This window comes from Pseudomonas frederiksbergensis, from assembly GCF_000802155.2.
In the GTDB taxonomy this organism is placed as follows: Bacteria; Pseudomonadota; Gammaproteobacteria; order Pseudomonadales; family Pseudomonadaceae; genus Aquipseudomonas; species Aquipseudomonas frederiksbergensis_A.
Genome location: NZ_JQGJ02000017.1, coordinates 1 through 22,538, shown reverse-complemented (window position 1 = coordinate 22,538; position 22,538 = coordinate 1). Strand labels below are relative to the sequence as shown.

22 protein-coding genes are annotated in these 22,538 nt (G+C 61.6%); 2 read left to right on the top strand and 20 right to left on the bottom strand.

Features of this window, described 5'->3' with window-relative positions; all coding sequences use genetic code 11:
- Nucleotides 1-139: 139 nt before the first annotated feature.
- From JZ00_RS23440 to JZ00_RS23380, 13 genes are all read right to left on the bottom strand, one after another.
- Entirely contained in the window at nucleotides 140-934 is a 795-nt protein-coding gene (locus tag JZ00_RS23440) for a TatD family hydrolase (RefSeq protein ID WP_039593658.1), read from the bottom strand.
- A gap of 11 nt (nucleotides 935-945) precedes the next feature.
- Nucleotides 946-1,302, bottom strand: coding sequence for a PilZ domain-containing protein (locus tag JZ00_RS23435; protein ID WP_039593657.1), 357 nt, complete (start codon nucleotides 1,300-1,302; stop codon nucleotides 946-948).
- 42 nt (nucleotides 1,303-1,344) lie between these two features.
- Entirely contained in the window at nucleotides 1,345-2,331 is a 987-nt protein-coding gene (locus JZ00_RS23430; RefSeq protein WP_039593656.1) for a DNA polymerase III subunit delta', read from the bottom strand.
- Complete coding sequence (gene tmk / locus JZ00_RS23425; RefSeq protein ID WP_039593655.1) at nucleotides 2,324-2,956, bottom strand: dTMP kinase; 633 nt, start codon at nucleotides 2,954-2,956, stop codon at nucleotides 2,324-2,326. The genes JZ00_RS23430 and tmk overlap by 8 nt, the downstream gene beginning before the upstream one ends.
- A gap of 19 nt (nucleotides 2,957-2,975) precedes the next feature.
- The gene (mltG, locus tag JZ00_RS23420) at nucleotides 2,976-4,136 is read right to left on the bottom strand and encodes an endolytic transglycosylase MltG (RefSeq protein ID WP_082112122.1); all 1,161 of its coding nucleotides are present in this window, start codon (nucleotides 4,134-4,136) and stop codon (nucleotides 2,976-2,978) included.
- 3 nt (nucleotides 4,137-4,139) lie between these two features.
- Nucleotides 4,140-4,955 carry an aminodeoxychorismate lyase gene (gene pabC, locus JZ00_RS23415; RefSeq protein WP_039593653.1) on the bottom strand — a complete coding sequence of 272 codons (816 nt, stop codon included), beginning with the start codon at nucleotides 4,953-4,955 and terminating at the stop codon, nucleotides 4,140-4,142.
- A complete protein-coding gene (fabF, locus tag JZ00_RS23410) occupies nucleotides 4,955-6,199 on the bottom strand; it encodes a beta-ketoacyl-ACP synthase II (RefSeq protein WP_039593652.1) in 1,245 nt (414 codons plus the stop codon). The genes pabC and fabF overlap by 1 nt, the downstream gene beginning before the upstream one ends.
- Nucleotides 6,200-6,307: 108 nt before the next feature.
- The gene (gene acpP / locus JZ00_RS23405) at nucleotides 6,308-6,544 is read right to left on the bottom strand and encodes an acyl carrier protein (RefSeq protein WP_003175607.1); all 237 of its coding nucleotides are present in this window, start codon (nucleotides 6,542-6,544) and stop codon (nucleotides 6,308-6,310) included.
- Nucleotides 6,545-6,735: 191 nt separating this feature from the next.
- Entirely contained in the window at nucleotides 6,736-7,479 is a 744-nt protein-coding gene (gene fabG / locus JZ00_RS23400; protein ID WP_039593651.1) for a 3-oxoacyl-ACP reductase FabG, read from the bottom strand.
- 15 nt (nucleotides 7,480-7,494) lie between these two features.
- Nucleotides 7,495-8,433, bottom strand: coding sequence for an ACP S-malonyltransferase (gene fabD / locus JZ00_RS23395; RefSeq protein WP_039593650.1), 939 nt, complete (start codon nucleotides 8,431-8,433; stop codon nucleotides 7,495-7,497).
- Nucleotides 8,434-8,556: 123 nt separating this feature from the next.
- Nucleotides 8,557-9,567: a phosphate acyltransferase PlsX gene (plsX, locus tag JZ00_RS23390; RefSeq protein ID WP_080942563.1), complete on the bottom strand. Its 1,011-nt coding sequence runs from the start codon at nucleotides 9,565-9,567 to the stop codon at nucleotides 8,557-8,559.
- A 4-nt stretch (nucleotides 9,568-9,571) separates the two neighbouring features.
- Nucleotides 9,572-9,754: a 50S ribosomal protein L32 gene (rpmF, locus tag JZ00_RS23385; RefSeq protein ID WP_003179396.1), complete on the bottom strand. Its 183-nt coding sequence runs from the start codon at nucleotides 9,752-9,754 to the stop codon at nucleotides 9,572-9,574.
- A 13-nt stretch (nucleotides 9,755-9,767) separates the two neighbouring features.
- Nucleotides 9,768-10,295: a YceD family protein gene (locus JZ00_RS23380; protein ID WP_003204262.1), complete on the bottom strand. Its 528-nt coding sequence runs from the start codon at nucleotides 10,293-10,295 to the stop codon at nucleotides 9,768-9,770.
- 105 nt (nucleotides 10,296-10,400) lie between these two features.
- Here JZ00_RS23380 and JZ00_RS23375 point away from each other — a divergent pair, with 105 nt between their 5' ends.
- Nucleotides 10,401-10,979, top strand: coding sequence for a Maf family protein (locus JZ00_RS23375; protein WP_039593648.1), 579 nt, complete (start codon nucleotides 10,401-10,403; stop codon nucleotides 10,977-10,979).
- 41 nt (nucleotides 10,980-11,020) lie between these two features.
- On the opposite strand, the gene JZ00_RS23370 is transcribed toward JZ00_RS23375, so the two are convergent.
- Genes JZ00_RS23370 through rluC form a run of 3 tightly spaced genes read right to left on the bottom strand, consistent with a single transcriptional unit; the run spans nucleotide 11,021 to nucleotide 13,639 of the window.
- Nucleotides 11,021-12,010: a S49 family peptidase gene (locus JZ00_RS23370; protein WP_039593647.1), complete on the bottom strand. Its 990-nt coding sequence runs from the start codon at nucleotides 12,008-12,010 to the stop codon at nucleotides 11,021-11,023.
- A gap of 20 nt (nucleotides 12,011-12,030) precedes the next feature.
- A complete protein-coding gene (locus tag JZ00_RS23365) occupies nucleotides 12,031-12,693 on the bottom strand; it encodes an HAD-IA family hydrolase (protein ID WP_039593646.1) in 663 nt (220 codons plus the stop codon).
- Nucleotides 12,683-13,639 carry a 23S rRNA pseudouridine(955/2504/2580) synthase RluC gene (gene rluC, locus JZ00_RS23360; protein ID WP_039593741.1) on the bottom strand — a complete coding sequence of 319 codons (957 nt, stop codon included), beginning with the start codon at nucleotides 13,637-13,639 and terminating at the stop codon, nucleotides 12,683-12,685. The genes JZ00_RS23365 and rluC overlap by 11 nt, the downstream gene beginning before the upstream one ends.
- Before the next feature lie 699 nt (nucleotides 13,640-14,338).
- On the opposite strand from rluC, the gene rne reads away from it, so the two are divergent.
- On the top strand, nucleotides 14,339-17,527 hold the full coding sequence (gene rne, locus JZ00_RS23355) for a ribonuclease E (RefSeq protein WP_039593645.1): 3,189 nt from the start codon (nucleotides 14,339-14,341) through the stop codon (nucleotides 17,525-17,527).
- A 163-nt stretch (nucleotides 17,528-17,690) separates the two neighbouring features.
- Here the strand turns inward: rne and JZ00_RS23350 are convergent, their stop codons facing one another.
- The 4 genes from JZ00_RS23350 to JZ00_RS23335 are packed head-to-tail and all read right to left on the bottom strand — an operon-like array spanning nucleotide 17,691 to nucleotide 22,055.
- On the bottom strand, nucleotides 17,691-18,281 hold the full coding sequence (locus JZ00_RS23350; protein WP_039593644.1) for a nucleotidyltransferase family protein: 591 nt from the start codon (nucleotides 18,279-18,281) through the stop codon (nucleotides 17,691-17,693).
- Between the two features lie 20 nt (nucleotides 18,282-18,301).
- Entirely contained in the window at nucleotides 18,302-19,273 is a 972-nt protein-coding gene (locus tag JZ00_RS23345) for an XdhC family protein (RefSeq protein ID WP_039593643.1), read from the bottom strand.
- The gene (locus JZ00_RS23340) at nucleotides 19,273-21,588 is read right to left on the bottom strand and encodes a xanthine dehydrogenase family protein molybdopterin-binding subunit (RefSeq protein ID WP_039593642.1); all 2,316 of its coding nucleotides are present in this window, start codon (nucleotides 21,586-21,588) and stop codon (nucleotides 19,273-19,275) included. Before JZ00_RS23340 ends, JZ00_RS23345 begins: the two co-directional genes overlap by 1 nt.
- Nucleotides 21,585-22,055, bottom strand: a complete 471-nt coding sequence (locus JZ00_RS23335; protein ID WP_080942565.1) for a (2Fe-2S)-binding protein — start codon at nucleotides 22,053-22,055, stop codon at nucleotides 21,585-21,587. Before JZ00_RS23335 ends, JZ00_RS23340 begins: the two co-directional genes overlap by 4 nt.
- Nucleotides 22,056-22,538 lie beyond the last annotated feature (483 nt).

Sequence of the window (22,538 nt, the reverse complement as noted above, 5' to 3'; positions counted from 1 at the left end):
AATACTTGAACTGTCGGCGCGACATCTCCCCCAAGTGGCGCGCTGATAAAGGTACCAACGGACCGCGTGCCTTTGTTTTACTCCTAATGGTCTTAACCCGGATTCCCCCCCCAGAACCCGGGTTTTTTTTGCCCCGGTTTCAGGCCCTTGCGCAACGGACCCGAGCCAACGGGAATAGCCGCTTGAAGTTCTCCGTGGTCTGCTCCGCGAACCGGTCATAGGATTGCCCGCGCAGCATCGCCAGGTACTCCGCGACCTCCCGTACATACTGCGGAAGGTTTGGCTTGCCGCGATAGGGAATGGGCGCTAGGTAAGGCGAGTCCGTTTCCACCAACAAACGATCGGCCGGCACCTTGCTCGCGACGTCACGCAGGGCGTCGGCGTTGCGGAATGTGACGATGCCCGACAGGGAAATGTAATAACCCATGTCCAGGGCCGCCTTGGCCATGTCCCAATCCTCGGTAAAACAATGCAATACGCCGGCGTGGGGCAGCGCCGCGTCTCGCAACATTGCCAAGGTGTCGGCCCGGGCGCCACGGGTGTGGATAATCACTGGCTTGCCGGTCTGCCTCGAAGCCTCCAGGTGCAAGCGGAACGACGCTTGCTGGACCTCGGCAGCCTCCGGCTCGTAGTGATAGTCCAGGCCGGTTTCGCCGATGGCCACCACGCGCGGGTGGTCAAGCTCCTGCAACAGCCAATCCAGGGCGGGCGTGGCGTCGGGTTGCACATCCAGCGGGTGGATGCCCACCGAACAATCGACATCTTCATAGCGTTCGGCCAGGCGTTTGACGTCGGCGGCGTTGTCAGCGCTGACGCCGATGCAGAGGAAATGCCCTACTCCCCGCTGGCGGGCGGCATCCAGGGCGGCGTCAAGGGAGCCACCATGGGCGGCAAGGTCAAGGCGATCGAGGTGGCAATGAGAATCTACGAGCATAAAGGGCCAGGCTACATCGTATGGGTGGGACGGTCGGACTTGAGGGCTCCGGCCAAGTGGGTTTCGATCTGGTTGCGGGCCGAGTTGTCACCTTCGTTGAACTGCACGCCAACGCCGGCAGCCCGGTTGCCTTGGGCGCCTTTGGGGGTCATCCAGATCACCTTGCCAGCGACCGGGATCTTTTCCGGCTCGTCCATCAGGCTCAACAGCATGAACACCTCGTCGCCCAGACGATAATTCTTGTTGGTGGGAATGAACAGGCCGCCGTTCTTGATAAATGGCATGTAGGCCGCGTAGAGCACCGACTTGTCCTTGATGGTCAGGGACAGGATGCCGTTGCGTGGCCCGGGACTGACAGGTTCGTTCATGCTGATCTCCGCTGCGATTGAGCTCAGTCTAGGTCGTGCCTGTCAGTTTCGACCAGGCAAACTCGCCCATTGCACCAACAACGCCTCGAGCAACAACACGCGATTGAGGTTCGCCTTGCTCAGCACCTTCTGACGTTGGGCAAGGATCCAGTCCTGAATGTTCAAGATTTTGTCCTGGCTACTTTTTTGCGCCAGGTACTGGATCACTTTGCGCATGTCGGCCAAGCCGAGGCCGGCTTCGTCCTCGGTGAGCTGATAACGCAGGATCAGGCTCGACCAATCGCAGAACCAGTCAAACAGGAGCAACAGGGGAATGGTGTTCCAGCCTTCGGCCAATTGCGTCGGCGATTGTTGCTGCTTGAGCAGCTTCTTCACCCCGTCCACCACCAGCGCGCGCTGCTCGCGTACACCTTGGGCCTGGAGGCTGACGGCCGCCAACGGCGAGCCGGCGGCCAGGGTCAGCAGTTCGCCACGCTCTTCATCGGTGCTGTCAGGCAAGGCCTGGGCCAGCCACTGCAAGCTCATTGCCTCGCTGGGCAACGGGCAGGCCTGCTGCACGCAACGGCTCTTGATGGTTGGCAGCAAACGGCTCGGCTGGTGACTGACCAGCAACAGCACGGTATCGCCGGAAGGCTCTTCGAGGCTCTTGAGCAAGGCGTTGGCGGCGTTGATGTTCATCGATTCCACCGGCTCGATCAGTACAACCTTGCGCCCCCCCATCTGCGAGGTCTGGACCACGAAGCTGACCAAGTCACGGACCTGGTCGACCTTGATCGCTTTGTCGGCTTCTTCAGGCTCCAGTATGTAGTTGTCCGGATGACTGCCAGCCTTGAGCAGCAGGCAAGACTTGCACTCACCGCAGGCATTCGCAGCCGTCGGGGCCAGGCATAGCAGGCTCGCCATCAGGCGTTCGGCCAAGGCCCGCTTGCCGATACCAGCCGGGCCGTGCAGCAGGTACGCATGGGCGTGCTGCGTGCGGCCGGCCAGTTGCTGCCAGAGGCCGTCCTGCCAGGGATAGGCTTCAGCCACGGGCAAGCTCCAGCAAACGCGGCAACACTGTATCCAGCGATTGCTGGACCTGGGTCAATGGCTGCGCGGCATCGATCAACAGGTAACGCGTCGGATCAGCCTTGGCGCGCTCGAGGAAAGCGTTGCGCACGGCATTGAAGAAGGTCGCCCCCTCCAGCTCGAAGCGATCAAGCCTGCCACGCGCGCTGGCACGAGCCAGACCTACTTCCACCGGCAGATCGAAAACCAGGGTCAGGTCCGGCCTCAGGCCACCCTGGACAAAGGTTTCCAGCGCAGCGATACGCTCGACGGACAAGCCTCGGCCAGCGCCCTGGTAGGCGTAGGTCGAATCGGTGAAGCGGTCACAAAGCACCACGGCGCCCCTGGCCAACGCCGGACGAATCACTTCGGCCAGGTGCTGCGCCCTGGCGGCGAACACCAGCAACAGCTCGGTGTCGGGGTTCATGACTTCTTCGATGGGCGCCAGCAACACCTCGCGAATCCGCTCGGCCAGGGGCGTACCGCCTGGCTCGCGGGTCAGTACCACCTCGATGCCGGCGCTCCGAAGGCGTTCAGCCAGGTATTCGCGGTTGGTGCTCTTGCCGGCGCCTTCCGGGCCTTCCAGCGTGATAAACAAACCAGTCACGGGCGATCCTTAGTCAAAGTCATTGCGGGTCCGGCGGCTCGCTGGCATCCGGTTCGGGGGCCGGGTCCTGGGGTGGCACCTGGGGCACGGCCTCCGGCGCGGTATCAGGGGAGGCGGCGGGAATCGGTGCCGAATCCTCCGGCGTGGCCGGGGCCGGGCTGGAGCGGTAGTCGGCGCGGCGCTTGAGCTGGTATTCGCGCACCGCGTTGTTATGCGTCTCCAGATCATCGGAAAACACATGGCTGCCGTCGCCACGCGCGACGAAGTAAAGGCTATTGCCGTCGGCCGGGTTCAATGCAGCGTGAATCGCCTCGCGCCCGACCATCGCGATCGGCGTTGGCGGCAGGCCCGGTATCAGGTAGGTGTTGTAGGGATTAGGCTCTTTCAGATGGGCACGGGTGAGCTTGCCGGTGTAGCGCTCGCCCAGGCCATAGATCACGGTAGGATCGGTCTGCAGCAGCATGCCCAGGCGCAGGCGCCGTACGAACACGCCGGCAATCTCGCCCCGCTCGCGGGGAACACCGGTCTCCTTTTCAATCAGCGAAGCCATGATCAGCGCCTGATACGGCTGGTTATACGGGACGTCGGCAGCACGTTGGGCCCATTCCTTGGCAAGCACATCGTCCAGCCGATCGTAGGCTTTTCTCAACAGATCGGCATCCGTCGTACCCCGTACGAAACGGTAGGTATCCGGGAAGAAGCGCCCCTCCGGAAACACCCCGGAATGGCCTAGACGATCCATGACCTGGCTGTCGCTCAGGCCTGTGAGCGTCTGCTGGAGTTTTTCATCCTTGGCCAACGCCGCGCGAACCTGACGGAAGTTCCAGCCCTCCACCAACGTCACGCTGTACTGCACCACTTCACCGCGTTTCCAGACGCCAATCAGCTCCTCCATCGTCATCCCCGGCACCATCCGGTACTCCCCGGTGTGCAGCGGCTGGCCAGCAAGATTGAAGCGCCAGTAGACCCGCAGCCAGAACGCATCCCGGATCAGCCCGTCGGCTTCGAGGCGATTGAGGGTTCCGGTCGGGGTGGTCCCGTTGGGCACGTCCAGCAACTCTTCCTGGGTGATGTTCAGCGGCTGTTGCAGCGCCGAATGAATCTTCCAGGCCGAAGCGCCCATCAACAGCCCTGCCAGAACCAGTCCGGTCTCCAGCAGCAGCAAGAATTTACGTCTCACGAATCAAGCATCCAATAGCGTACGGGCAAGGGTCTGCAGTTTACGGGTGAGTGGGCCAACCGACCAGCGTGCCGAACCGTATCCGAGTACCGGCCACACGCCATATACGCTGTTGCAGACAAAGACCTCATCAGCCTGGTGCAGCTGTTCGAGGCTGATATCGGTGATTTGCGTGGCAATGCCTTGGGACTTGGCTTGAAACAATAATTCGGCGCGCATCACACCGGCTACGCCACAACGGCTCAGGTCCGCTGTCAACAGAACTCCGTCATGCACCAGGAACAGATTGCTGAATACGCCTTCGATCACCCGTCCCGACGTGTCCAGCATTAATCCTTCGGCATACTCGATGCCGCTCCATTCGGCGCGGGCCAATACTTGCTCCAGGCGATTGAGGTGCTTGAGACCGGCGAGCAAGGGCTGCTCGGACAAACGCACCGTGCAGGGAAACAGGCGGACACCTTGTTCGGCATGAATGGCGGGGTAAGCGGCCGGCGGGCTTCCTTGCAGGATACGCCTGGCCGGGGTCGAGGGATCGGCGGCATAACCGCGCAGGCTGTCGCCACGGGTCACGATCAGCTTCAATACGCCATTGCCCAGGTTCTGGGCATAGGCAATCAGCTCAGCGCTCAGCACGCGCATATCGACGTTGAACGCCAGCCGCCGACATCCGGCTTCCAGGCGTTGCAGGTGACGCTCCAGCAGCACAGGGGTGCCGCCGTGCACGGCGATGGTCTCGAACAACCCATCGCCATAAGCCAGGCCGCGATCTTTCAGCGACAGGACGTCGGCCGGCTGACCGTCGACCCAGCTTTCCATCAGCCGGCGAACCGGCGGAACACCAGCGAGCCGTTGGTGCCGCCAAAGCCGAACGAGTTGGACAACACCACATCGATGTCCATGCTGCGGGCCGTATGCGGCACGAAGTCCAGGTCGCAGCCTTCGTCCGGCTCATCGAGGTTGATGGTCGGCGGCGCTGTCTGACTGTTGATCGCCAGTACGCTGAAAATGGCTTCCACCGCCCCTGCCGCACCCAACAGGTGACCGGTCATGGACTTGGTAGAGCTGACTGCCAGTTTATAGGCGTGCTCGCCGAACACCGTCTTGATCGCCTGGGCTTCAGCCAGGTCACCCGCCGGAGTCGAAGTGCCGTGGGCGTTGATGTACTGCACCTGCTCGCCGTTGAGCTTCGCGTCACGCAAGGCGTTGGCGATGCAACGTGCCGCACCGGCGCCATCGGCCGGTGGCGACGTCATGTGGTACGCGTCGCCGCTGGTGCCGAAGCCGATCAGTTCAGCGTAAATGGTCGCGCCGCGTGCCTTGGCGTGTTCCAGCTCTTCGAGCACCAGCGCACCGGCGCCGTCGGACAGGACGAAACCGTCGCGGCCCTTGTCCCACGGCCGGCTGGCCCGCGCTGGCTCATCGTTGCGGGTCGACAGCGCACGAGACGCGCCGAAACCGCCCATGCCGAGGCCGCAAGCGGCCATTTCGGCGCCACCGGCAATCATCACGTCGGCTTCGTCGTACATGATGTTGCGCGCGGCCATGCCGATGCAGTGGGTGCCGGTGGTGCACGCCGTGGCGATGGCGTAGTTGGGGCCCTGTGCACCCAGGTGGATGGACAGGAAACCGGAAATCATATTGATGATCGAGCCCGGCACAAAGAACGGAGAAATCCGTCGCGGTCCCGAATCATGCAGCGTGCGGCTGGTTTCTTCGATATTGGTCAAGCCGCCAATACCCGACCCCATGGCCACGCCGATGCGCTCACGGTTGGCGTCGGTGACTTCCAGCCCGGCATTGCGCACCGCCTGGAATCCGGCTGCCAAGCCGTATTGGATGAACAGGTCAAGCTTGCGAGCTTCCTTGACCGACAGGTATTCCTCGACATTGAAGCCCTTTACCGAGCCGCCAAAACGGGTGGAATAGGCAGAAAGGTCGGTGTGTTCGATCAGACCAATGCCACTACGGCCAGCCAGAATGCCCTGCCAGCTGCTCGGCACATCCGTGCCCAGTGGCGACAACATACCCATACCGGTGACTACGACGCGTCTACGCGACACAGCACTCTCCTTTTTCAAATGACGACTTTGCATCAGGCCTAAAGAAAAAACCGCACGCCGTGATGGCAGTGCGGTTTTTCCATGACAGCTAGCGACGACTAAAAACGATTACGCCTGGTGGCTGGTAACGTAGTCGATAGCAGCTTGTACAGTAGTGATCTTTTCAGCTTCTTCGTCAGGAATCTCGGTTTCGAATTCCTCTTCCAGAGCCATCACCAGCTCAACGGTGTCAAGGGAGTCGGCACCCAGGTCTTCGACGAAGGAAGCGGTGTTCACAACTTCTTCTTCTTTAACGCCCAGTTGCTCGGCAACGATTTTCTTGACGCGCTCTTCGATGGTGCTCATACCTTGTTTTCACTCCTAATGGACAAATTCAGGCAGCTGGCCGGTGGGTAAGTGTATAGAAAGACTTTTCGGTTTTTCAACCGAAAGCTTCACTCCTCGAACCCTGGGGCCCGCCGCCTATAAATAGATTGCAGCTTTATAACGGATTTTAGACAGCTCGTATGACATTTTTTTGAAGCAATCCGTCACATTTAACTCATGTACATCCCGCCGTTCACCGGGATTGTAGCCCCAGTGACGTATGCCGCACCGTCCGACGCAAGAAAAGCGACCACGGACGCGATTTCTTGAGCTTGCCCCAGACGACCCAGCGGAATCTGGGTCAACAAGGCTTCACGCTGTGCTTCCGGCAGTTCACGGGTCATGTCGGTGTCGATGAAACCCGGTGCAACCGAGTTCACCGTAATCGAGCGCGAACCGACTTCTCGTGCCAGGGCACGGCTGAAACCTTCCAGACCGGCTTTTGCCGCAGCATAGTTTACTTGGCCTGCGTTGCCCATGGCACCCACAACCGAGCCGATACTGATAATTCGGCCCCAACGAGCCTTGGTCATGCCGCGCAGGACGCCTTTTGAGAGCCGGTACAGGCTGTTCAGGTTGGTGTCGACAACGTCGAACCACTCCTCATCTTTCATGCGCATCATCAGGTTATCGCGGGTGATACCGGCATTATTGACCAGGATCGCCGGCGCACCGAACTGCTCCTGGATACTCGCCAACACCGCCGAAACAGACTCGTCGCTGGTCACGTTGAGTTCAAGACCGGTGCCCTGGATGCCGTTTTCCTTCAAGGTCGCGGCGATACGCTCGGCGCCCGAAGCGGAAGTCGCGGTGCCGATGACAATGGCGCCTTGACGACCCAATTCCAGGGCAATGGCCTGGCCGATGCCGCGGCTTGCACCGGTCACCAGTGCAACTTTACCTTGCAGACTCATGCAAGCTTCTCCTGTTCAGGCTTGCGCTGCGCGAGCGGCAGCGAAAGCGTCTGGGGTGTTGAGATTGGAAGTGGACACGCCTTCGGCGCAGCGCTTGTTCAGGCCTGCCAGCACCTTGCCAGGACCGCATTCGACCAGCTCGGTCGCGCCCTTGGCTGCCAGCGCCTGCACCGATTCAACCCAACGAACCGGCTTGTAGAGCTGCTCCAGCAGGTCGCGCTTGAGGGTCTCCAGGTCCGCTGCCACGTTGGCGCTGACGTTCTGCACCACGGGAATCTGTGGAGCCTGCCAGTCGATGGCTGCGATCGATTCGGCAAAGCGCTCCGCAGCCGGACGCATCAGTTCACAGTGCGACGGCACGCTGACCGGCAGCGGCATGGCGCGCTTGGCACCACGGGCCTTGCAGCCTTCGATGGCACGCTCGACGGCGGCCTTGGCACCGGCGATAACCACCTGGCCCGGGGAGTTGAAGTTCACCGCGCTGACCACATCGCCTTGTGCCGCTTCGGCACAGGCGGCCAGCACGTCGGCGTCATCCAGGCCGAGGATCGCGGCCATGCCGCCCTGCCCGGCCGGAACGGCTTCTTGCATCAATTGGCCACGACGCTCCACCAACTTCACCGCGTCACCCAGGCTCAGGCTGCCGGCAGCGACCAGGGCGCTGTATTCGCCCAGGCTATGACCGGCAACGAATGCCGGGCGCGCACCGCCTTCAGCCAACCACAGGCGCCACAGCGCAACGGAGGCGGTCAGGATGGCCGGCTGGGTTTTATCGGTTTGATTGAGTTGCTCTTCCGGCCCTTGCTGGGTCAGCGCCCACAAGTCGTAGCCGAGTGTATCGGATGCTTCTTTGAATGTTTCCAGGATCAGCGGGTATTGCGCGCCCAGCTCGGCCAGCATGCCGAGGGACTGCGAGCCCTGTCCAGGAAAGACGAATGCGAGGGAAGCAGACATGAAAACAAAGCCCCTAATGATCTTGTCGTCAAAAATTGACGCCCCTGGGGGCGCTAGGAAACTGACAGTTGGATGGCGGCTTGAACCGACCGGTCACATTTAAGCATTGTCGGACGAAAACGCCTAAGTTAACAAATCTTCGAGGCGCCCATGAAGGCGTTCCGGCAGGTTCTCCTGGATCTCGATCACAGCCCGGTTGATGGCGCTTTGAAACCCCTGCACCCCTGCCGAACCATGACTCTTGATCACGATCCCCTGCAACCCGAGGAAACTCGCGCCATTGTGTCGAGCGGGCGCAAGGTCCGCCTGCAAGCGACGCATCAACGGCAGCGCCAGGGCGCCCACCACCCGTGAGGCCAGGCTCTGCTTGAACAACGTCTCGATACGCTGGCCAATCATGGTCGCAAGGCCCTCGCTGGACTTGAGCAAGATATTGCCAACGAAGCCATCACAGACCACCACATCGGCCTCACCACGGTACAAACCATCGCCTTCGACGAATCCGATGTAATTGATGCCCCGGGCATTTTGCAACAACGTCGCGGCCAGCTTGACCTGCTGGTTTCCCTTGATGTCTTCGGTGCCTATGTTGAGCAGCGCTACGCGAGGTCGCGCTATGCCCAGGGTTTGCGCTGCGACCGAGCCCATCACGGCGAATTGCAACAGGTGTTCGGCGCTGCAATCGACGTTGGCGCCCAGGTCAAGCAACTGGCAGAACCCGCGCTGGGTCGGAATCGCCGCCACCATCGCCGGACGATCGATCCCGGGCAGGGTCTTGAGCACATAGCGCGACAGCGCCATCAGCGCCCCGGTGTTGCCCGCACTGACACACGCCTGGACCTTGCCATCGCGCAACAGCTCAAGGGCCACCCGCATCGATGCGTCGGGCTTGCCACGCAGCGCCTGGGCCGGCTTTTCGTCCATCGCGATAACCTCGGACGCCGGCACGATCGACAGGCGCGCGCGATCCACAGCCGATTGGCCGCTGAGCATTTCTTCTAGAAGGGAGGGTTGACCGACGAGGGTCAGGTGCAGCGAGGGCGTGGCATTCAGGCAAGCAAGGCTGGCCTGGACAATGCTGCGGGGACCGAAGTCCCCGCCCATTGCGTCAATCGCGATGACTTGAGCGGACAAGTGATTACTCGTCGGCGCCCTTGTCGATCACTTTACGGCCACGGTATACGCCTTCTGGCGATACGTGGTGACGCAGGTGAACTTCACCGGTGGTTTTTTCTACAGACAGGGTGCTAGCCTCGAGAGCGTCGTGCGAACGGCGCATGTCACGGGCAGAGCGGGATTTTTTGTTCTGCTGAACAGCCATAATTGATTAACTCCTAAACGTTTGGGTCACGCTTTAACTGCGCCAATACACTGAACGGGTTGGACCGCGTTACCTCGTCCTCGCTCGGTTCGGGCTCATCTGCTCCCGCCGGCTGCTGGCATTCTTCCGGATGATGAGCAGGCACAATGGGCAAGGCGAGCAGAAGCTCCTCCTCGATCAGTGACTGCAGATCCAAAGGATCTTCGCCCAGTTCCAGCACGTCATAACCTTTCGGCAACGACTGGGTATTCGCACCCTCCTTCACCACGGCGTAACTGCATTCGCTGTGGATCGGCAGGGTGACCAGCTCAAGACAACGCTGGCAAACCATTTTGACTTCAGTGTCGATAAAGCTGTGGATCACCACAGATTTACGTTCATCTCGTTCAAAAACGAATTTGGCCTGGACCGTACCGACATCGTCGGAAAGCGGGTCGCAGAGTCTCTTCAAATCGGCCAGCAGCAGTTCACCTTGGAGGGTGGTGCCACGGTCAGCCAATTTGCGCGGGTCAACGTGAGGTGGAATCGGGTCATTCAACATAGGCGCAGCATTATAGGGATGCACCGGGCCATGTCAAAGGAAATTCAGCCCTGTCCGTCACTTGCGTGCCTGGCTAGAATCTTCTCCTGCCCATCGGAGATAGCCATGCTGCCTTTATTACTAGCCTCAAGCTCGGTTTACCGCCGGGAACTGCTCGCCCGCCTGGGACTACCATTCGTCTGCAGCTCGCCGGACATCGACGAAAGCCGTCACCCCGACGAAGCCGCGGTCGAGCTGGTAAAGCGCCTGGCCCGGGAAAAGGCCCAGGCACTGGCCGACAGCCATCCAGGCCATCTGATCATCGGCTCGGATCAGGTCGCCGTGCTCGGCGAACGCATCCTGGGCAAGCCCCACACCTTCGAAAACGCCCATGAGCAACTGATGGCCGCCAGTGGCGCCAGAGTGACCTTCCTGACCGGCCTGGCCTTGCTTAACAGCCAGACCGGCAAATGCCAGGTCGATTGCGTACCGTTCACTGTGAACATGCGGGCGTTGGATGAGGCTCGCGTGGAGCGTTATCTGCGCACCGAGCAACCGTACGACTGCGCTGGCAGTTTCAAGGCCGAAGGCCTGGGCGTAAGCCTGTTCCAGAGCACCGAAGGCCCTGACGCGACGAGCCTGATCGGCCTGCCGCTGATTCGCCTTGTGGATATGTTGCTGGAAGAAGGTGTTCAGATCCCCTGAATCGAACACCAGCCGTGGCGAGGAAGCGCGTCATGCTCGAATCAGCGCAACGCCGGCCCCTGGAAGCCCATCCACATCGCCAGGTGCTCGGCAATGCTCGCCCCCAGCTTCTTCGAGAACCGGTCAAACGGCGACTCTTCGATGGTGAAATCCACCAGGTCCTTCTGACCAATTACATCCCGCGCCACGGAGCTCGCACTGCCCAGGCCATCGATCAAGCCCAGGGGCAAAGCCTGCTCGCCAGACCAGACCAGCCCGGAAAACAGCTCCGGATGCTCCTTATCCTTCAAGCGCTCGCCCCGCCCTTTCTTGACACTGGCGATGAATTGCTTGTGGGTGGTGTCCAGCACGCCTTGCCAGAACGCGGTTTCCTCAGGCTTTTGCGGCTGGAACGGATCAAGAAACGATTTGTGCTCGCCCGAGGTGTAGACCCGACGCTCAACACCCAGCTTTTCCATGGTTCCGACAAAACCGTAACCGGCAGCCGTCACGCCAATGGAGCCGACCAGGCTGGCCTTGTCGGCGTAGATCTGATCCGCCGCGCTGGCAATGTAATAGGCACCGGAAGCGCCGAGATCAGCGATCACCGCATAGACCTTTTTATCCGGGTGCAACCCGCGCAACCGGACGATCTCGTCATAGACGTAACCCGACTGCACCGGACTGCCGCCTGGGCTGTTGATGCGCAGCACCACACCCTTGGCCTTCGGATCCTCGAACGCCGCCCGCAGGCTGCCGACGATGTTGTCCGCGCTGGCAGGCTCCTTGTCGGCGATCATGCCTTCAATGTCGATCAGAGCAGTGTAGGCCGAACCGCTCACGGCACCTTTCTCTAGGCTCATCAGCGGCGTGAACAGCATCAACGCGGCAAAAAGATAGGTGAACGTCAGCAGCTTGAAGAAAATCCCCCAGCGACGGGAACGACGCTGCTCCTGGACACTGGCCAGCAGCGTTTTCTCCAGCAGTTTCCAGCTTTTTTCGTCACCGCTCTCGGCGCTCGCCTTGGCCGGCGCCTTCCATTCGTCCGTCATGCATGCATCTCCAACAAAACTTAATCGGCACGCCGGCTCAACCAGGCGTGCAACTCAGGAAAATGGTCAATCGCCAGGCACGGCTCGAAGGCCTTCAGCGCCTCGATTGTCTGCGCGCCGTAACTGACGGCCACCGAACCCATGCCTGCATTACGGGCCATTTGCAGGTCGAACGACGAATCCCCCACCATCAGCGCCTGTCCAGGCTGCATGTCGCAATGAGCCAGGATCTGCTCAAGCATCAGAGGATGGGGCTTGCTCGCGGTTTCATCCGCGGCACGGGTTATATCGAAATAGTCGTCCCAACCATGGGCATTGAGCACCCGATCCAATCCTCGCCGCGCCTTGCCGGTCGCCACCGCCAGCCGATAACCCTCGCTCCGCAGGGCCTGGAGGGTATCGACCACACCGTCGAACAACGGGGATGGCTCGGCCTCCAGCGCGATGTAATGATCAGCGTAATGCTGGCGAAAAACGATCAGCTCATCATCGTCGATTTCCGGGTACAGGCTGCGAATAGCTTCCGGCAACCCCAGCCCGATGATCCCCTTCACCGCCCAGTCGTCACGCTGGGGAAAACCCGTACGGTCCGACGCAACGTGCATCGCCTCCACGATCCGACCGATAGAGTTCGCCAGGGTGCCGTCCCAATCGAATATGAGCAGCTTGTAATCAGGATGCACTCAACCGCTCCACGGTCTTGGCCCACATGTCATCCACGGGAGCCTGCAATTTCAGCTCGCCGCCGTCAGGCAACGGCACCGTCAACATGTAGGCATGGAGAAACAGGCGCTTGCCACCCAAATCGCGGATTTCCTTGGAGAAATCGTCGTCGCCGTACTTGGTGTCGCCAGCGATGCAGTGCCCGGCATGCAGGGTGTGGACGCGGATCTGGTGGGTACGCCCGGTGACCGGCTTGGCCTCGATCATGGTGGCAAAGTCGCCAAAACGCCGAAGCACCTTGAAGACGGTCAGCGCTTCCTTGCCTTCTTCGTTGACCTCCACCATGCGCTCGCCCGAACGCAAGTTGCTCTTGAGCAGCGGCGCCCGGACCTGCTTGACGGAGGTCTCCCAGCGCCCACGCACCAGCGCCATGTAGCGCTTGTCGACGCCATCTCCGCGCAATTGCTCGTGCAGGTGGCGCAACATGCTGCGTTTCTTGGCGATCATCAGCAAGCCGGAGGTGTCGCGGTCGAGGCGATGAACCAGTTCCAGCTCCTTGGCGTCCGGGCGCAACTGACGAAAGGCTTCGATCACACCGAAATTCAGGCCGCTGCCGCCATGGACCGCAATACCCGCAGGCTTGTTGACCACGATCAGCGCCTTGTCTTCGAAGACAATGGCGGCCTCCAGGCGTTGCAAGAGGCCCTGGGCCAGGGGCACCGGCTCATCACGTTCCGGCACGCGAACCGGTGGTACGCGCACCACATCACCAGCCTGGAGCTTGTATTCGGGCTTGATCCGACCTTTGTTCACTCGCACTTCGCCTTTGCGCAAAATGCGATAAATCAAGGTCTTGGGCACGCCTTTGAGCCGGGCAAGAAGAAAATTATCGATTCGTTGGCCGGCATATTCCGGCGAGACCTCGAGCAGTTGAACGCCAGGGGTCGAAGGGGCAGTAGTCGTCATGGCGGCGATCATAACAATTTTTTATGGAATTGAAGCACTTAATCATTGCTGCTATAGTCGCGAACGCCGCCAAAAGTGGCTGGACAGTGGACCAGCGGTCAAAAACCGGCCCTGACCAACGCAATTCACGAGGACGAGAGGCCGTCCTACGGGGCTTTCGCTACGTAACGGTAGAGTTTGCAGGTGTAACGAGCGCAGGTGACATGAGGCCTGAAATACGCCGCAAAGCAGAGTTCTGACTCGCCTTGCGCGCCACATTCACGGCCAGTTCACAAAGTGCAGTCACCCGGGAACGACCCCGAGCGAGAGCTTCGGAAACAACGCCTAAATTAGCCATGATGCGTGACCTCCCCTTTCGGAGCTCACGGTAAATGCCAACCCGCTGCGGATTCTGCGCGCGGCAGCACCCGAATTATCAGGGATACGTGTAGGGTGGAGATGTACAACCGTCGGACTGTGTAGCACTAGGCTTATATTTAGACGCTTCATCTCGTCCACAGGCGCCGGTTGATTCCTCCTCCTGACTGAGTGCTTGAGTACCAGCAAGCAGGACGCGTCCGTCGCGACTTCGCCATCATTGGGCCGAACTCGCTGGACACTGGAATGGCACTGCCATCGCCAGGACGCACCTGACACCGACCGTGAGAAGTCGTGTGTGCCGAACGCCGTTTCCGGCAGCCCGGAAACCGACGGTACTACATGAAAAGAATGCTGATTAACGCAACTCAACCCGAAGAGTTGCGTGTTGCACTGGTAGACGGCCAGCGCCTCTACGACCTGGATATCGAATCCGGTGCACGCGAGCAGAAGAAGGCCAACATCTATAAAGGCCGGATTACTCGCATCGAACCAAGCCTTGAGGCTGCCTTTGTCGATTTCGGCTCCGAGCGCCACGGCTTCCTGCCCCTCAAAGAAATCTCCCGCGAATATTTCAAGAAAGCCCCTGAAGGTCGCGTCAACATCAAGGACGTCCTGAGCGAAGGCCAGGAAGTCATCGTCCAGGTCGAAAAAGAAGAACGTGGCAACAAGGGCGCAGCCCTCACCACCTTCATCAGCCTCGCCGGCCGTTACCTGGTCCTGATGCCTAACAACCCACGTGCCGGCGGCATTTCTCGTCGCATCGAAGGCGAAGAGCGCAACGAATTGCGTGAAGCCCTCAACGGCCTGGTCGCACCTGCCGACATGGGCCTGATCGTGCGCACTGCCGGCCTGGGCCGCAGCAGCGAAGAGATGCAGTGGGACCTCGACTACCTGCTGCAACTGTGGACTGCCATCAAAGAAGCCTCGCTGGATCGTTCCGCGCCGTTCCTGATCTACCAGGAAAGCAACGTGATCATCCGCGCCATCCGCGACTACCTGCGCCAGGACATCGGCGAAGTGCTGATCGACAGCGTCGAAGCCCAGGACGAAGCCCTGACCTTCATCCGCCAGGTGATGCCGCAGTACGCCAGCAAGATCAAGCTCTACGAAGACAGCGTTCCGCTGTTCAACCGCTTCCAGATCGAAAGCCAGATCGAGACCGCCTTCCAGCGCGTCGTCGAGCTGCCGTCCGGCGGTTCCATCGTCATCGATCCGACCGAAGCCCTGGTGTCCATCGACATCAACTCGGCGCGCGCCACCAAAGGCAGCGACATCGAAGAAACCGCCCTGCAGACCAACCTTGAAGCCGCCGAAGAAATCGCCCGTCAGTTGCGCCTGCGCGACATCGGCGGCCTGATCGTCATCGACTTCATCGACATGACCCCGGCCAAGAACCAGCGCGCCGTGGAAGAGAAAGTCCGTGAATGCCTGGAAGCCGACCGCGCCCGCGTTCAGGTTGGCCGTATCTCGCGCTTCGGCCTGCTGGAAATGTCCCGTCAGCGCCTGCGCCCATCCCTGGGCGAAAGCAGCGGCATCGTGTGCCCACGCTGCAGCGGCACCGGCATCATCCGTGACGTTGAATCGCTGTCCCTGGCGATCCTGCGCCTGATCGAAGAAGAAGCCCTGAAGGACCGCACCGCCGAAGTCCGCGCCCAAGTGCCGATCCCGGTTGCCGCGTTCCTGCTCAACGAAAAACGCAACTCGATCACCAAGATCGAACTGCGTACCCGCGCCCGCATCGTTATCCTGCCGAACGATCATCTCGAGACACCGCACTTCGAAGTGCAGCGCCTGCGCGATGACAGCCCGGAAGCCCACACCAACCAGTCCAGCTACGAGATCGCTGCTGCCGCTGCTGAAGTCGAAGACGTCCAGCCGGCCGCCGCCACCCGTACACTGGTTCGCCAGGAAGCAGCGGTCAAGACCGCTCCGGCCCGCGCCAACGCTCCGGTCCCGACCGAAGTGGCCGCTCCGGTTGCCGCTCCAGCCGCAGCCCCGGAACCGAGCCTGTTCAAAGGCTTGGTGAAATCGCTGGTCAGCCTGTTCGCCACCAAGGAAGAACCGGCTGCCCCGGCCGCCGTCGCCAAGCCTGCTGCCTCCGAGCGTCCGGCCCGCAACGAAGAGCGTCGCAACGGTCGCCAGCAGACCCGCAACCGCAATGGTCGTCGCGACGAAGAACGCAAGCCTCGCGAAGAACGTGCACCCCGTGAAGAACGCGCACCACGTGAGCCGCGTGAAGAACGCCAGCCTCGCGAAGTCCGTGAGGAAGCGCCAGCCGTAGCCCGCGAAGAACGCGCGCCGCGTCCGCCGCGTGAAGAACGCCAGCCGCGCGCACCGCGTGAAGACCGCAAGCCACGTGGCGAGCGTGAGGAACGTGTTCGGGAACTGCGCGAGCCACTGGATGCTGCCCCGGCCGCTGCTGCCACTGCTGAAGAGCGTCCGGCCCGCCAGCCTCGCGAAGAACGCGCACCGCGTCCGCCACGGGAAGAACGCCAGCCTCGCGCCGAGCAGGCAGCCGCCGCTGCCAGCGAAGAAGAAGTGCTGAACACCGAAGAGCAGTTGCAGGAAGACGGCCAGGACACCGCCGAAGGCGATCGTCCACGTCGCCGCTCCCGTGGCCAGCGTCGTCGCAGCAACCGTCGTGAGCGCCAGCGCGACGCCAACGGCAACGTGATCGAAGGCTCGGAAGAATCCGAGTCCACCGAGAACGCCGAAGCGCCAAGCGCTGCGGACCTCGCCGCCGGCCTGGCCGTGACTGCGGCCGTTGCCAGCAGCGCGATCAGCGCCCCGGCCGAAGCCCAGGCTCACGAACAAGCCGAACGCGCTACCGCCACGGTGGAAAGCGCGCCGGTTGAAGCGCCTGTCGTCGAATCCACTGCGCCGGTAGAAGCCACCGCTTCGCCAGAAGTGGAACTGGCACCGGCACGTGAAGCCCAACCTGACGCTGAAATCGCTGCCGAGCCTGCACCGATCGTCGAGGCGCCAGTGGTTGCTGCCGAACCGATCGTCGAAGCACCGGCTGAGGAAAAGGCACCAGAGCCTGCCCGCGAGGAGCAGACTGCGTTCAACTGGACAGCTGAGCCAGCCGCACCAGCCCCTGTTGTCGAGCCCGAGCCTACACCAGAGCCTGTGAAAGCAGTCGAGCCAGAGGTGATCGAGCCTGCTCCGGTGGTCGAAGCCCCGGTGGTCGCCGAGGCACCTGCCCCGGTTGAAGAGCCTGCACCTGTCAGCGCCTTGACCCCGAACGGTCGCGCTCCAAACGATCCGCGTGAAGTACGTCGTCGCAAGCGTGAAGCCGAGCGCCTGCAGAAGGAAGCCGAACAAGCTGCCGCTGCCGCCGCTCAAGCGCCTGCTGCCGAACCGGCTCCGGTCGTGGAAGAAGTCACCGAGGCAGCCCCTGCCCCGGTCGCTGAAACCCCAGCCGAACCAGCCCCGGCGTTCGACGAACCTCAGCCCACCGCTGAAGAAGTCGCACCGCGTCACACTGAAGCCCTGGAAAAAGAGCACGAGCCTAAACCTCACGCCTGATTCCACCGCCCAGTAAAAAGCCCCGCCTGGTAATGCCAGGTGGGGCTTTTTTATGCCTTTGGGCTTATCCACAAGCGCTGAGACCTGGCACAACACTTAGCTTCATGAAGATTCATTGTCGGATTCACAGCCCAGCGCACAATCACTGTCCATCCAGAGGCTTTTATTTAAAGGCCAGCGCCTCCGGCACATCGACATCCCACGTCACGCCAGGATCATCCACCGGCACTTCAAGCACCTGCGCCTCGGCAAACAATGCCTTGGCACCACGATCCCCGGTCAGTGCCATCAGCTTCGACCCAAACCCACGACCAAATCCCACCGGATGCCCATATTCCCCAGCAAGGACCGGCACGCTGATGCGATCTTCGCGGATCCCCGCCGCCACCTGCTCGATGCTCGACGGCAAGATGAAGGGCATGTCGCCCAGCACCATCAGCCAGCCATCGAGGTCCGGGCAAGCCTTTACGCCGGCAGCGATGCTGTCACCCAGGCCGGGCGAATCCAGTTCCACGAAATCGCACCCATAGACCTGGGCCATGCGAATGGCTTGTGGCCGATCCTGGCTCGTCACCAGCACGCGCTTTTCCAGGGATGCAGGCAGATTCACCAACACCTGCTCGATCACCGATCGCACGGCACCGTCACGCCCCGTGCAATCGGCGAGCAATTTATCTTTGTCGCGGCCCGCGATCTGGCGGAAACGGCTGCCCGCCCCCGCCGCCAGGATGATCACACCGATCGACTCTCCCACAAGCCCTCCTCGCCCACGGCCTACAGCGGCTTTTTCTGCCGCAGTTCCACGCCATTCTTGATGGCGACGATTTCCGCCAGCAGCGACAACGCGATCTCCGCCGGCGTGTGGCTACCGATGTGCAGGCCAATGGGGCCGTGCAATCGTTCGATGGCCGCTGCCGACAAGCCTAGCTGAGCCAGGTTATCCCGGCGCTTCTGGCTGTTGACCCGCGAGCCCAGGGCACCTACATAAAAAGCCTTGGAATCCAGGGCAGTCAGCAGCGCCATGTCGTCCAGGCGTGGATCATGGGTCAGGGCCACAATGGCCGTACGCTCGTCGGTCTGGATGCTCAGCACCGCTTCGTCGGGCATGCCGGTAACGAAGCGGCCATGCTGCTCCTCCCAACCGTAGACGAACTCCTTGCGTGGATCGCAGATCAGCACCTCGAAATCCAGCAACCGGGCCATTTCCGCCACGTAGCGGGACAGCTGCCCGGCGCCGATCAACAGCAGCCGCCATCGTGGACCATAGATGGCCCGCAGCACCTGCCCATCGAACACCAGGGCGTCGGTTTTGCTCGCAGCAGCCAGAATCACGTCGCCGCTGGTGATCGTCAGCTCACGGGCAACGATCTCGTGGGCCTCGCAGCGCTCAAGCAGTTCGGCGACCCAACCAGGATCGCCCACCCGCTCTTCGGTCAGGCGCAGGGTGCCACCACACGGCAGGCCGAAGCGCGCCGCCTCTTCGCGGGTAACGCCGTAGGTGATCAACTGCACCGGTGGGCCGTCCGCCGGGATGCGGCCGTCGTGCAGCCGGGCGATCAGGTCATCCTCGACACAACCGCCCGACACCGAACCGATCACCACGCCATCCTCGCGCAGGGCCAACATGGCCCCCGGAGGCCGTGGCGCGGTGCCCCAGGTCTGGACCACGGTGAACAACACCACCCGCTGCCCGGCGCGACGCCACTCCAGCACGCTGCGCAATACGTTCAGGTCAACGCTGTCCATCAAGCTTTGGCCTGTTGCCAGCCTTGCAGCTGATAACGCACGGGCAAATCGCGGATACGCTTGCCGGTGGCGGCGAAGATCGCGTTGCACAGGGCCGGCGCGATCGGCGGTACGCCCGGCTCGCCGACACCGCCCAACGGCACCTCGCCCGGCGGAGTGACCAGATGCACCGCCACTTTCTTGGGCGCCAGGGACATGCGCGCGACTTCGTACATGTGGAAATTGTCCTGCTGCACCTTGCCGTCCTTGAAGCTGATTTCGCCAACCATCGCATTGCCCAGGCCCATGACGCAGGCGCCTTCGAACTGCGAGCGGATGCGCTCAGGGTTGATCTGCGGGCCGCAGTCCACGGCAATGTCCGCCTTGTGCACAATCACCGTGCCGTCATCCTTGACCTCGACTTCGAGTGCCGCCGCCACGTAAGTGACGAAGCTGTAATGCACCGCCAATCCCAATCCTCGCCCCTTGGGTAGCTCACGCCCCCACTCGGCGGCCTTCGCGGCGGTTTCCAGCACGGTGCGGATCCGCGCCGTATCGATGGGATAGCGCTCGGGGGATTCGCCGTAGTTCCAACTGTCGTTGAGGCTGTTTGGATCGATCTTGCGGTCCGGGCCCAACAACTTGAGGTGGTACTTCAGCGGGTCCTGGCCGGCCTTGTGGGCCAATTCGTCGATGAAGCTCTGGATCGCGAAACCGTGGGGAATGTTCGACACCGAGCGGTACCAGCCGATCCGCGTGTGGGCCACCGCCTCGGGGTTTTCCAGGCGCATGTTGGGGATGGCGTAGGCCATGTTCGTCACGCCCATCCCCACCTCGAACGGCGCTTCATGGGTCATGCCCGGCGCGAACAGAGCGGTGATGGTCGGGGCCACGGTGCGGTGCAGCCAAGCGGCAGGCATGCCGTCCTTGTCCAGGCCGGCCTTCAGGTATTCGGCCGAGACGGTGTGGAAATACGAGTGATGGATATCGTCCTCGCGGGTCCATTGCACCCGTATGGCCTGGCCGGGGAATTCCTTGGCGAGCACAGCCGCCTCGACGACGAAGTCGGGTTTGGACTTGCGCCCGAAACCGCCGCCCAACAATGTAATGTTTACCGTGACCTTCTCGAAAGGAATGCCCAGGCGCTCGGCCACGCGTTCACGGGTCACCTGCGGTGCCTGGCTCGGTGCCCAGGCTTCGCATTGGCCATCCTTGAACCGGGCGACGGCAACCATCGGTTCCATGGGGGACTGGGACAGGTGCGGCAGGTAATACGAGGCCTCCAGCGTCGAGCTCGCCTTGGTCAGCGCACCGTCGAGATCACCGGTGCTGCGCAGGACTTTCCCGGGCTTGAGAGCGGCCGCTTCCAATTCCTTGCGATAGGCGATGGAGTCATAGCGGGCGTTCGGGCCATCGTCCCATTCGATCTTCAGCGCTTCGCGGCCCTTGATCGCCGCCCAAGTGTTTTTTGCCACCACGGCGACGCCGCCCAGGGGTTGGAACTCAGAGGGCAACGGACGCCCTTCGATCTGCAGCACCTTGACCACGCCCGGTACTTTCAGCGCTGCGCTGCCGTCCACGGATTTGACCTTGCCGCCATAGACCGGCGGGCGCGCGATGACGGCATAGAGCATGCCGTCAAAATGCACATCAGCGCCGAAAACCGCGCGCCCGTTGACGATGTCTGCACCATCGATGGCGCGGCTCGCTTCCTTGCCGATATAGCGGAACTCCGACGGCTGCTTGAGGCGCAGGCTGTCGCGTCCCGGGACTGGCAAGGCGCTGGCGGCGGCAGCCAATTCGCCATAACCCAGCTCGCGACCCGAAGGCTGGTGCACCACTTTGTGCAGTTGCGCACGGCATTCGCTCACCGGCACCTTCCACTGTGCGGCGGCCGCCAATTCCAGCATGGTCCGGGCAGCGGCACCGCAACGGCGCATCGGCTCGTACCAGTGACGCATGCTGCGCGAGCCGTCGGTGTCCTGGTTGCCGAAACGCGCTTCGTCCGCTGGCGCCTGCTGGACCTTGACGAGCGCCCAGTCGGCGTCCAGTTCGTCGGCGACTACCATACTCAGGCTGGTGCGCACGCCCTGGCCCATTTCCGAACGATTGCAGATCACCGTCACGCTGCCGTCTGCGGCGATACTGACATACACCTTCGGATCATCGACCGCGCCATGGGGCATGCCCTCGGCGCCGAACTTCTTCTCTTCGGCAAAGGCATCCGGCAGGCCCCATGTGGCCGCCAGCACCAGCACGCCGGTGGCACTGGCGCCCTTGAGAAAACCACGGCGGCTGAGGTTGCTCAGCACGAAATCATCAGGCAGGCGGCTCATGCCTTGGCCTCCTTCAGGTGAGTGGAGGCCTGGCGGATCGCGGTCTTGATCCGGTTATAAGTACCGCAGCGGCAGATGTTGCCAGCCATGGCTTCTTCGATCTGCTCGTCGCTGGGGTCGGGGTTGGTCTTGAGCAGCGCCGTCGCGGACATGATTTGCCCACCCTGGCAGTAACCGCACTGGGCGACGGCGGTGTCGAGCCAGGCCTTCTGGACCACTTGCCCGACCGGATCGACGTGAAGCGCGTCGATGGTGCTGATGTTCTGGCCTTTCACTGAGCCGATCGGCGTGATGCAACTGCGCGCCGGGGCACCGTCGATGTGAATGGTGCAGGCGCCACACAGGCCCATGCCACAACCGAACTTGGTGCCGTTGTAGCCGGCCACGTCTCGAATCGCCCACAGCAGGGGCATGTCCTCGGTCACATCCAGTGGGTGATCTTTTCCATTGAGTTTCAGGGTAATCATGGGCACGCCCGCATCGTTATCGAGTTATGAGGGTCGAGCCATCTGCCGTTGGGTTATCGGTTCGGTATCGCAGACGGTCTCAGGCTAATCGGGCTCTCTTGTGCACACGCAAGCAAGCGTCTGCACCGGGCCTTGTGGATGCGAATGCTCGCATCGTCAGCCAATTAAATTAACCCAGGAACAAGCAAAACGCCCTGCACAATCCTGCACAAATCACGTTGTGCGGGTCATGCAGGGCGTTTTAGCGAACCTGATTTAGCTCTGTCTGAAGGCGAACAAGCACGGCCAGTACATCCCTCCCCCCGCTTATATCCGCAAAAAAACGGCTCCATGTAGGCAACTTCCTAAGGAATAGGAAAGCCCCTTAATAGGATGATTCTGAATATTCAGAACGGACGGTTTACCTATGGTATCTGCCCTTCGCCCTGCGCCACTCTGGTTCCCCTCGACAACAACACACCACGCACCATGAGCGTGGTATCC

Excerpts from the sequence above, each read along its gene's own strand:
- fabD (WP_039593650.1), bottom strand. The coding sequence starts at position 8,433 with ATGTCTGCTTCCCTCGCATTCGTCTTTCCTGGACAGGGCTCGCAGTCC.
- pabC (WP_039593653.1), bottom strand. The coding sequence starts at position 4,955 with ATGGAAAGCTGGGTCGACGGTCAGCCGGCCGACGTCCTGTCGCTGAAA.
- acpP (WP_003175607.1), bottom strand. The coding sequence starts at position 6,544 with ATGAGCACCATCGAAGAGCGCGTCAAGAAAATCGTTGCCGAGCAACTG.
- fabG (WP_039593651.1), bottom strand. The coding sequence starts at position 7,479 with ATGAGTCTGCAAGGTAAAGTTGCACTGGTGACCGGTGCAAGCCGCGGC.
- JZ00_RS23380 (WP_003204262.1), bottom strand. The coding sequence starts at position 10,295 with ATGTTGAATGACCCGATTCCACCTCACGTTGACCCGCGCAAATTGGCT.
- JZ00_RS23375 (WP_039593648.1), top strand. The coding sequence starts at position 10,401 with ATGCTGCCTTTATTACTAGCCTCAAGCTCGGTTTACCGCCGGGAACTG.
- JZ00_RS23440 (WP_039593658.1), bottom strand. The coding sequence starts at position 934 with ATGCTCGTAGATTCTCATTGCCACCTCGATCGCCTTGACCTTGCCGCC.
- JZ00_RS23370 (WP_039593647.1), bottom strand. The coding sequence starts at position 12,010 with ATGACGGACGAATGGAAGGCGCCGGCCAAGGCGAGCGCCGAGAGCGGT.
- JZ00_RS23340 (WP_039593642.1), bottom strand. The coding sequence starts at position 21,588 with ATGAGCCGCCTGCCTGATGATTTCGTGCTGAGCAACCTCAGCCGCCGT.
- rpmF (WP_003179396.1), bottom strand. The coding sequence starts at position 9,754 with ATGGCTGTTCAGCAGAACAAAAAATCCCGCTCTGCCCGTGACATGCGC.
- JZ00_RS23435 (WP_039593657.1), bottom strand. The coding sequence starts at position 1,302 with ATGAACGAACCTGTCAGTCCCGGGCCACGCAACGGCATCCTGTCCCTG.
- rne (WP_039593645.1), top strand. The coding sequence starts at position 14,339 with ATGAAAAGAATGCTGATTAACGCAACTCAACCCGAAGAGTTGCGTGTT.
- JZ00_RS23335 (WP_080942565.1), bottom strand. The coding sequence starts at position 22,055 with ATGATTACCCTGAAACTCAATGGAAAAGATCACCCACTGGATGTGACC.
- rluC (WP_039593741.1), bottom strand. The coding sequence starts at position 13,639 with ATGACGACTACTGCCCCTTCGACCCCTGGCGTTCAACTGCTCGAGGTC.
- JZ00_RS23345 (WP_039593643.1), bottom strand. The coding sequence starts at position 19,273 with ATGGACAGCGTTGACCTGAACGTATTGCGCAGCGTGCTGGAGTGGCGT.